Annotated in this window: 6 protein-coding genes; 1 reads left to right on the plus strand and 5 read right to left on the minus strand. The window is 72.3% G+C overall.

Annotation, left to right across the window (positions count from 1 at the left end; all coding sequences use genetic code 11):
- Positions 1-644: 644 nt before the first annotated feature.
- Complete coding sequence (locus ACFWI9_RS22515; protein WP_387164539.1) at positions 645-1,679, minus strand: hypothetical protein; 1,035 nt, start codon at positions 1,677-1,679, stop codon at positions 645-647.
- Positions 1,680-1,958: 279 nt separating this feature from the next.
- Between ACFWI9_RS22515 and ACFWI9_RS22520 the strand changes: the two genes are divergently transcribed.
- The gene (locus ACFWI9_RS22520) at positions 1,959-5,192 is read left to right on the plus strand and encodes a BTAD domain-containing putative transcriptional regulator (protein WP_387164541.1); all 3,234 of its coding nucleotides are present in this window, start codon (positions 1,959-1,961) and stop codon (positions 5,190-5,192) included.
- Between the two features lie 45 nt (positions 5,193-5,237).
- Here the strand turns inward: ACFWI9_RS22520 and ACFWI9_RS22525 are convergent, their stop codons facing one another.
- The 4 genes from ACFWI9_RS22525 to ACFWI9_RS22540 all read right to left on the minus strand — a co-directional run.
- Positions 5,238-5,459 carry a hypothetical protein gene (locus ACFWI9_RS22525; protein ID WP_387164542.1) on the minus strand — a complete coding sequence of 74 codons (222 nt, stop codon included), beginning with the start codon at positions 5,457-5,459 and terminating at the stop codon, positions 5,238-5,240.
- Positions 5,460-5,634: 175 nt separating this feature from the next.
- Positions 5,635-6,459, minus strand: coding sequence for a dimethylargininase (gene ddaH / locus ACFWI9_RS22530; protein ID WP_387164543.1), 825 nt, complete (start codon positions 6,457-6,459; stop codon positions 5,635-5,637).
- 74 nt (positions 6,460-6,533) lie between these two features.
- Positions 6,534-7,838: an MFS transporter gene (locus tag ACFWI9_RS22535; RefSeq protein ID WP_387164544.1), complete on the minus strand. Its 1,305-nt coding sequence runs from the start codon at positions 7,836-7,838 to the stop codon at positions 6,534-6,536.
- 6 nt (positions 7,839-7,844) lie between these two features.
- On the minus strand, positions 7,845-9,545 hold a 1,701-nt coding region (locus ACFWI9_RS22540), incomplete at its 5' end, for a thioesterase domain-containing protein (protein ID WP_387164546.1).

Genomic DNA, 9,545 nt, shown 5'->3' on the forward strand with positions numbered 1-9,545 from the left:
CACCGTCGGTGGTCTCGGCGCCTACCGACGCCGACGCCCCGGCCGGTCACACCACCGGCCGGGGCTGTGCGCGTCGTCTACCAGTGCCCCCGCATCTGCTCGCGCGGCGTCACCGGGGTCAGATTCCCGGGTCGCCGCGAGGTCCACTCTCGGGCCCGTGCTCCGACCTGAGTACCCAGATGGCGCCCCCGCGCACGTCCGTGACGACTCCGCACCGGTCGGCGTCAGCGTCATGGACCAGGTCCCCGACCCATGGAATTCGCTCACCGGTTACGGGCGTCTTCCTGTGCACTTCGGCCCATACGCGCTTGCCCGATGGCAGCAGGTCGGTGCCCCAATCCCTGGCGAGGCATCCCACCGGTACGAGGCCGCGCCCGTGCACGTCCTCCTCGCGTGGTTCCCGAAGCCGGGGGAATCTCTTCGACTTGTCCACAACTCCGATGCGCACCCGGTCCGCCCCTGGCCGGGCGACCGTGACGCGAAACGGAATGGCCGCGCGCGTGCCGGACGGCATTGGCCACCAACTCCGAGGCACTCAGAGCGCCGTCGTCGGCCAGGTCGTCCAGCCCCCAGGCAGCCAGCGCGACACGGACCAGACGCCGGGCAGTACCGGTGCTCTGGGCTTCGCACGACAAAGACCCACCTCAACAGACGGTGTCCCAGCGGTGGAGGGCCTGGAGGGCGGCGGTACGGGTGGTGGGGGTGGCCGGGGTCGGGGTGAGGAGGTAGTCGGCCACAGGGGTGAGGAGGAGCAGGGTCTCCGGGGCGGGGGCGAGGAGGCGGGCCTTGTCCCAGTCGTGGCGGATGACGGTGCGACGGAGGAGGGTGCCGTGGCGGGAGGGGAAGGACGGGGCCGTGGTGGCGGTCTCGGCGCGGCGGCGGTGCTCGGCAGCGAGTTCGGGGGCGAGTTCGGCGCGGACAGCGGCGAGGGACCCGAGCGGGACGTGGTCGGCGGCATGGTCGAGGAGGATCGCGGCCTCGGGGGCGAGGCGGTAGGCGCCGAGGACCGCGGCGGTCTCGGCGGGTTCGAATGGCTGACGGGTGAGGCCGGCGATGTCGAGGAGTGTGACGGGGCCAGGTGGCCGCGCGGACCGCTGAAGGTGGGACTCCGCGAGGGCGATGAGGCACTCGACGTGCTCGTCGGCGACCAGGTACGGCCGTACGGGCACGGCCGAGCCGTCACCGGGCAGGGCCGCGGTGGTGAGATGGACGCGGTACCAGGGGTCGACCAGCGGGTCGTCAGCGGGCCAGTGGACCGTGACCGCGGTGTGGTGGGGGCGTTCACCGAGCAGTGAGACGTCGATGTGCTCCACCGGGTGGTCGGTCACCAGACGGATGACGGCTTGCCACAGGGCAGCCTCGTCGGGGGCGACAAGGTCGAGGGTGTCCAGCGGCCGGAGCAGGCCTGCCGGGTAGTAAGCGGCGAGCGGAAGGCCGCGGATGGCGCGGACACCGGTGGAACGGGCGAGGTCGGTGGCCAGGCGGGCGTAGTGGGATGCCCGGGCGCGGGCGCGGCGGAGTTCGGCGCGGGCGGGCTCGCCCATCCGTACGCCGTCGCGAACCAGGGCGGACAGCACCAGGTGCGCCAGATGACGGCCGGCCCGGGCGCGGTGGAGCAGTTCGGCCGGCCCGGCGGCCGGGTCAGCGTCGAGGAGCCGGTACAGCAGTGCGGTGTTCACGGACGTCCGCCTCCGAACATATGGTCAGGCCCGGCGCCACCGGCGGCCGAGGGGGCGGGCGGGCGGTGCCGGACCTCTCCGGCGTACCCGCGGCACGGCGATTCTGTACGTCCGGGTTCAACCTCTGATCACCACAGGCTCAACAGGCTCTCGACACCGAGTGCGATGCTGTGGTTAAAAGGTGACACAAAATTAGACATGTGTGCCGAGCGGGGCGGCCACTGTGTTCTGGCTGGGGGGCTGGAATTGGGCGATCTCCGTTTCTCGTTACTCGGTCTGATGCGGGCTCACCGGGGCGCTACGGCGCTGAAGACCGGAAGCCCGCAGCAGCAGGCGATGTTGGCTGTCCTCCTGCTGCGGCCGGGGTACTCGGCGAGCGCCACCGATCTCATCGCCGCGCTGTGGGGCGAAGAGCCGCCGAACGCGGCGATGACCACGGTGCGTACCTACGCGTGGCGATGGCGCAAGGTGCTGGACGCGGGAGGAAAGAGCGAAGAAGAAGGGGGCGGGGAAGGCGACGGGGCCGGACGGCCCGCGGCGAGTGTGCTGGTGTCGATGGGGGACGGCTACCGGCTGGCCCTGCCGAAACTCGCCGTGGACTCGGCGGAGGCGGAGGCCCTGGCCGCCGAGGCGGAGCGCATCGGGCGGACCGATCCACTGCGCGCCCGCGACCTCCTCAACCAGGCGCTGGAGTTGTGGCAGGGCGTACCGCTGGCCGGAATACCCGGACCGTTCGCCGAGCGGCACCGACAGCGGTTGGAGGAACTACGGCTCACCCTGCTGGAGGAGCGGATCGGGCTGGACCTGGCACTCGGCCGCTACTCACGGTGTATCCCGGAACTGACCTCGCTCACCACCGAGCACCCGCTGCATGAGCGGGCGTACGGACTGCTGATGCGGGCCCTGTACCAGGCCGGGCGGCAGGCGGACGCGCTGGCGGTGTACCGCGGGGTGCGGCAGTTGTTCCTCGCGGAACTGGGTGTCGCTCCGGGGGCGGATCTGGACCAGCTGCACCGGAGAATCCTGGAGGGGGATCCCGCGCTGGCCGCTCCGGACCCGGGTGCTCAGACGGGGACGGCGACGGGGACTGGGAGCGGCACCGGGTCGGAGCTGAAGCTTTCGGAGGAGTACGAGACGGAACCGGGTCGGGGCGCCACCGACACCGGCAACTACGCGAGCGGTGCCGGTTCACCGGTGGCCGAACCGGGCCGACGGCAGGAGAGGGACGGGGCGGAGGCCACCGTCCGGCCCGCCGCAGCGCCGCCGCGACCGGCTCAACTTCCACCGGACGCAGCTGACTTCACTGGGCGGACGGCGCCGATCCGGGTACTGGACGAGGCACTCGGCACACCATCGGCACAGGCGCTGGTGATCGCCACCGTGGTCGGTATGGGCGGAGTCGGCAAGACGGCGCTGGCGCTCCATGTGGCACACCGGGTACGGGAGACCTACCCGGACGGCCAGCTGTACGCGGACCTGCGCGGATCCGACCCGGTGCCTGCTGATCCCGAGGCGGTGCTGAGCGGCTTCCTGGTGGCGCTCGGGGTGCCAGACGACGCCGTGCCGGATGGGCTGGACGCGCGCTCGGCGCTCTTCCGGTCCGTGGTGGACGGGCGGCGGCTGCTGCTGGTCCTCGACAACGCCAAGGACGCGGCGCAGATCCGGCCGCTGCTCCCGGGGGCGGTCGGCTGCGCGGTCCTCACCACCGGGCGCACCCGGCCCGCCGGGCTACCCGCCACCGTGCAGGTCGACCTGGACGTGTTCCAGCCGTCCGAGGCTCTGGGCCTGCTGGGCCGCACCATCGGCGCGGAGCGGCTGGACCGCGAACGGGAGTCGGCGCTGGAGCTGGTGGTGGCCTGCGGGTACCTGCCGCTGGCGGTCCGGATCGTGGCCGCCCGGCTCGCGGCCCGGCCGACCTGGACGGTGGAGACGCTGAGCCGCCGGCTCCAGGTGGAGCGGCGGCGGATCGACGAGCTCCGGATCGGCGACCTCGCGGTGGCAGCCGCCTTCGAACTGAGCTACCGCCAGCTCACCGCCGACCAGGCTCGCGCGTTCCGGCTGGTCGCGTCGGTGGACGGGCCGGACATCGGGCTTCCGGCAGCCGCGGCGCTGCTCGATCTCGACGAGTACGAAGCCGAGGACCAGTTGGAGGCGCTGGTGGACGTGGCGATGGTGGAGTCGCCGTTCCCGGGGCGGTACCGATACCACGACCTGCTGCGGGCGTTCGCCCGGCGTCGTCCGGCGAAGACGATGGAGAGGGGGGAGACGGGCGGCACCGCTGCCGCGGCAGGCAACGCCACGGAGACACCGGAGGTGTTGGCGGCCCGGGATCGGTTGCTGGACCACCTGCTGGCGACGGCCTGCACCGCCTTCCAGCACGCGGTGCCGGGCGATCCGGCGGCGGGCGCGCTCGGGCCGGCCCACTCCTCCGGTGTGGCGTTGGCTGGGTGGGACGCGGCCCGGGAGTGGACGGCGGCAGAGCGTGCGGGCGCGGTGGCGCTGGCGGCCCAAGTCGCCGCGGACGCGAGAGCCGGGGCGGGCCGCGAGAATGGCTCGGTGCGGCAGGACGGCGTGGCGGGCGCGGCGCCGGCCGATGGTGTCCAGGGCACGGCGCTGCGAGCCGCGATCGATCTGCTGATCGCGCTCACACCGTTCGTCCTGACGCCGCCGAGCCGTCAACTCGCCTCGACCGCAGACGCGCTGGCCGAGGCCGCGGTGCGGCACGGTGATGTGCGCGCCGCCGGCCGTGCGCACTTCCTGCGCGGGAACGTCGCCCTGGCGGCGACCCGGCTGGACGCGGCCGAGGCGGCAGCGCATCAGGCGGTGGACGCGGCGCGGCACGCCGGTGACACGGTGATCCTGCGTCAGGCACTCAACGATCTCGGCTTGATCTGCCAGTTCCTCAGCCGCTTTGACGAGGCGGTGGACCACTATGACGAGGCGCTGCTGCTGGCCAATGAACTGGGGCACCGCTCCGGCGCTCTGGTGACGACCGTGAACGCGGCACTTGCACGAGTACGCAGCGGTCGGGCGGACGAGGCGGTGGAGATCTGCCACGAGGTGCTCGCCGAGCTGCGGACCCGCCAGGACGATCCCGGCCGGGCGTACACCCTGTACGTACTGGGCCTGGCGCTGCACGGGCTGGGGCGGCACGAGGAGGCCGTGACCTGGTTCCGGGAGTGTCTGACGGTGGCGACGGAGGCTGGTCTGCGGGACCGGGCCGCGCATGCGCGCTACCGGCTGGCGGACAGTCTGCGTTCACTGGGCCGGGCCGATGAAGCGCTCGACCACGCGGGGCAGGCGCTGGTGCTCTGCGAGGAGCTGGGGGCTGAACGGGACCAGGCGCAGGCGCTGGTGGTGCTGGGCCGGTCGCTGGCCGACCTCGGGCGCGGGGCCGAATCGGTGGCGCGGTTGCGGCAGGCGTACGAGATCTTCTGCCGGCTGGGGCTTCCGGAGGCCGCCGAGGTGGCCGGGCTGCTGGAGGAGCCGGCGCCGGCACTGGTCGATCCCTGACCTGAGCCCCGGGGGCTTGGGTCGACAGCCATTGGCGGAAACGGTTCAGGAACCGCTGCTGTTCCAGTCCTTGTCGTCGGTGGAGGTGGGGGAGGGTACCGGCACGGCGTTCTGGCTGGTGCTGACGTCCCCGCCCTGCCCGGTGCCACTGGTGCCGTCGGCCATCGCCGTGCCGGCGGCGCCCAGGGCGATCACCGCGCTGAGACCGAGGCCCGCGACGGCCAGCCGGAACCGGGTGGCATCGGGGGTGTTCACACGCTTCGCCATGACTGCTCCTTAGGACGTCTTCCCTGGTGGGAAGGGGGTTTCCCGGGATTCCCGGACTGCTCCGGGCTGATGGGATCATCATGGCAAGGGACGTTCAACAGCCGATCGACGCGCGAGCACCGTGCGTCGATCGGCGTCGTTGATCTGGGTTTAGCGGTTCCGCGTCCGGTACGGCTCAGGCGACGGTCCCGACGGCCTCGCGGATCTCCAGAGTGCAGCACTTCACGCTGCCGCCGCCCTTGAAGAGTTCGGAGAGGTCCATCCCGATCGGCCGGAAGCCGCGCTCGCGCATCCTCGCCGCCACGCCGGTCGCCGCCTCCGGCAGCACCACGTTCAGCCCGTCGCTCATCACGTTGAGGCCGAACACCTCCGCGTCCGTCTCCTCCACCAGCACCGCGTCCGGGAAGAGCCGCCGCAGCACCGCCCTGCTGCCCGCCGAGAACGCTCCGGGGTAGTACATGACCTCGTCGGTGTCGAGGACGCTGAGCGCGGTGTCGAGGTGGTAGAAGCGCGGATCCACGAGGTCCAGGCCGATCACCGGGCGACCGAGGAACTCCTGCGCCTCCGCGTGTCCGGCGGAGACGCTGCGGAAGCCGCGCCCGGCGAGCAGATAGCTGCCCGTCAGCAGCAGGTCGCCCTCTCCCTCGTTGAGGTGGACCGGGTCGTGGGTGATGAAGCCGTTGGCCCGGAACCACTCCAGGTAGGCGGGGCCCTCGGCGGCGCGCTCGGCATCGCGGAACCGGGCGCCGAGCACCTTGCCGTCGATGACGGTGGCACCGTTCGCCGCGTAGACCATGTCAGGCAGACCGGGCACCGGGTCGATCAGGTCGACGCGGTGGCCGAGTGCGACGTACCGCTCGTAGAGCCGCTCCCACTGGGCGACGGCGAGGTCCGTGTCGACCGGTTTGGCCGGGTCCATCCAGGGGTTGATCGCGTAGCTGACCTCGAAGTGGGTCGGGCGGCACATCAGGAAGCGGCGCGGGCGGGCGGTACGGGTCATGGAAGGCTCCGGGGATGTGAACGTGCTGGGAACAAGAGCGAGGACGGGGGCGCCGGGACGGCGGGGAGGGGCGGTCAGGCCTCCGCGGCACGCTCCGGGAAGTTGCGCAGACCACGCAGCGGGCCTGCCACCAGGACCGCACCGGCCGACAGCAGCACGCTCGCCATGATCCAGAGGGTGGTGCGGGCGCCGAGCACCTCGCCCAGCCAGCCGCCGAGCAGGGCACCCACCGGGATCGCGCTGAAGTTGATGGTCGAGGCGCTGGCCCGGATCCGGCCGAGCATCGAGGGCGGGCAGTACGCCTGGTAGAAGCTGGCGGCGATGACGTTCCCGGCGATCACGCCGCAGACCGAGACCGACCAGGCCACCGCGCTCACCGCCAGCGGTACCCGCTCCCCCGCCATCGGGAGCAGGAGGATGAACGGCGCTCCCACCAGCTGGCAGAGCAGCAGCCCGCGCGCCGTGCCGAACCTGCGGGCGATCCGTCCGGCGAGCGCCGCACCGGCCAGACCACCGACCGACACCACCGCGAACACCGCCCCGATACCGGCGGGCGTCACGCCCACGCTGCGGACCAGGAAGATGGTCTGCACCGCCTGGATGCCGTTGAGGCCGAGGTTGCCGACCGCGGCGAAGCCCGCCAGCGAGCGCAGGTACGGGTCGCGCACCAGGAACCGGACTCCCTCGCCGATCTCGCGCAGGATCCCGCGCCGTTCGGAGACCGCGGGCGGCTTCTCCTCGACCCTGATGGTGCCCACGCAGACCGCCGCCACAAGGTAGGTGACCGCGTCGGCGAGAAGGCCGCTGACCGCACCGAACGCCTGGGAGAGCAGGCCGGCCAGTCCGGGCCCCGCGATCTCCGCCGCAGCGTCACCGGAGCGCAGTTTGACATTCGCCTCCAGCAGATCCTCCTTGGCGACCAGCGCGGGCAGTACGGCGCTGTTCGCGGTGGACAGGAACACCTTGACCGCACCGGCCAGCAGCGCCACCACCACCAACTGGGCCATGGTCAGCAGGCCCAGCCAGCCGGCCACCGGCACACTGCCGAACAGCACCAGGAGGAGGAGGTCGCACACCAGCATCACCTTCAGCCGGGGCCAGCGGTCCACCCAGGCGCCGGCCAGCAGGCCGAGGAAGAGCCACGGCACCCAGGCGGAGGCGGTCAGCATGCCGACCATGAACGGCGATGCCTCCAGGGTGACGACGGCCACCAGGGCGAGCGCGACATTGCCGACGGCGGTGCCGAGGCCGCTGGTCGTCTCACCGATCCAGAGCTTGCGGAAGTTGTCCTGTGCCCAGAGGCCCCAGCGGGTCCTCCGCGGTGCGTCCGCCGCGGGACGCGAGGGCGGGGACGGCGGTTTGACAGAGGCTGTGGTCATGGCGGATCACTCTCCAAGCTTCTCGGCGAGCACGGCGGCGATCCGTGCCACGGGCTCCGGCTGTGTCATGGCGCCGTGCGTGCAGGGGATGCGGTGTTCCTCGACGCGGCCGTCGATGTACGGGCGCCAGGCCTCCCCGTAGGGCCAGTCGGCGGGCTTGTCGAGCGTGGCGCCGAAGAAGAGGGCGTCGCCCCGGTAGCGGGTGGGGACGTGTTCGGCCATCAGCTTGCGGTGCTGCTCGAAGACATCGGGCAGCACGTCGGCGGCCTCGCCCAGGAGCGCGGTGAGTTCGGCTTGGCCGCGTCCGTCGGCCGGGTCGTACCCGAGCGAGGCGAGCAGCTCGGCGAGGGTGTCGATCGGGTCGTCAGACGGTGGGGGGCCGTCCGCGGCGTACTCGCCGGGGCCGGCGACGTCGGCCGGGATGCCGTCGAGGAGTGCGAGCAGGGCGACCTCATGGCCCGCGTCCTGAAGGGCGACGGCCATGGCCTGGGCGACCACTCCTCCGAAGGACCAGCCGAGCAGGTGGTAAGGCCCCTGCGGCTGGACGGCGCGGATCTGCCGTACGTAGTCGTCCGCGATCTCGGCCACGGAGGACGCTGAGCCGCCGCGCAGACTGCGCGCCTGGAGGCCGTGGACCGGACGGTCCGGGTCGAGGTGGCGCAGCAGCCCGGAGTAGACCCAGCTGATGCCCGCTGCGGGGTGGACGCAGAACAGCGGTGGCGTGGTGCCGCCCCCGGCACGCAGCGGAAGCAGGACGTCAAGGGCGTCGGTGGGGTCGAGGACTGCCGCGGCGGTGGGGTCGAGGGCCGCCGCTTCGGCCCGGTCCGGCTGCCGGGCCAGGCGCGGGGCCAGGGCGGCCACGGTCGGGGCTGCGAACAGCGTCCGCATGCCGGGATCGGCTCCCAGCGTGGTGCGGATCCTGCCGAGGAGCCTCATCGCGAGGAGGGAGTGGCCGCCGAGGTCGAAGAAGCCGTCGTCTATGGAGACCGGGCCCTGGATGCCGAGGACCTCGGCGAACAGGCCGCAGAGCAGTTCCTCGTGCGGTGTCCGGGGCGGGCGGCCGGTGGGTGAGGTGAGGAGGTCCGGGGCGGGCAGGGCACGTCGGTCGACCTTGCCGCTCGCGGTCAGGGGGAGCGTGTCGAGCGGCACGACGGCGGCCGGGAGCATATAGCCGGGGAGCGACTCGGCGGCGAAGGCCCGCAGTTCGGCACGGTCCAGTGAACCGTCCGGCACCACGTAGGCGACCAGCCGGGGACCGGCGGCGCCGTCGTCGTGGACGGTCACGGTGGCGGCCTGGACCCGGGGGTGTCGGGTCAGTGCGTGTTCGATCTCGCCGGGTTCGATGCGGAAGCCGCGGATCTTCACCTGGTGGTCGGTACGGCCCAGGTAGACGAGGTCGCCGTCGCGGGTACGGCGGACCAGGTCTCCGGTGCGGTACATCCTCTCCCCCGGCGTGAACGGGTCGGCGACGAAGCGCTCGGCGGTCAGCGCCGGACGGCCGAGATAACCGCGCGCCAGACCGGCACCGCTCAGGTACAGCTCACCGGGGACACCGGACGGGACCGGATTCAGATGCTCATCGAGCACATAGGCACAGGTGCCCAGCACAGTGCGCCCAAGGCCAGGCCGCTCACCGGCCGACAACGGCTGAACCAGCGCGTCGACGGTCGACTCGGTAGGCCCGTACAGGTTGTAGGCGACCGTCGC

The sequence above is a fragment of the Streptomyces sp. NPDC127084 genome (assembly GCF_042724175.1).
GTDB lineage: Bacteria > Actinomycetota > Actinomycetes > Streptomycetales > Streptomycetaceae > Streptomyces.

Excerpts from the sequence above, each read along its gene's own strand:
- ACFWI9_RS22520 (WP_387164541.1), top strand. The coding sequence starts at position 1,959 with ATGCGGGCTCACCGGGGCGCTACGGCGCTGAAGACCGGAAGCCCGCAG.
- ACFWI9_RS22525 (WP_387164542.1), bottom strand. The coding sequence starts at position 5,459 with ATGGCGAAGCGTGTGAACACCCCCGATGCCACCCGGTTCCGGCTGGCC.
- ddaH (WP_387164543.1), bottom strand. The coding sequence starts at position 6,459 with ATGACCCGTACCGCCCGCCCGCGCCGCTTCCTGATGTGCCGCCCGACC.
- ACFWI9_RS22535 (WP_387164544.1), bottom strand. The coding sequence starts at position 7,838 with ATGACCACAGCCTCTGTCAAACCGCCGTCCCCGCCCTCGCGTCCCGCG.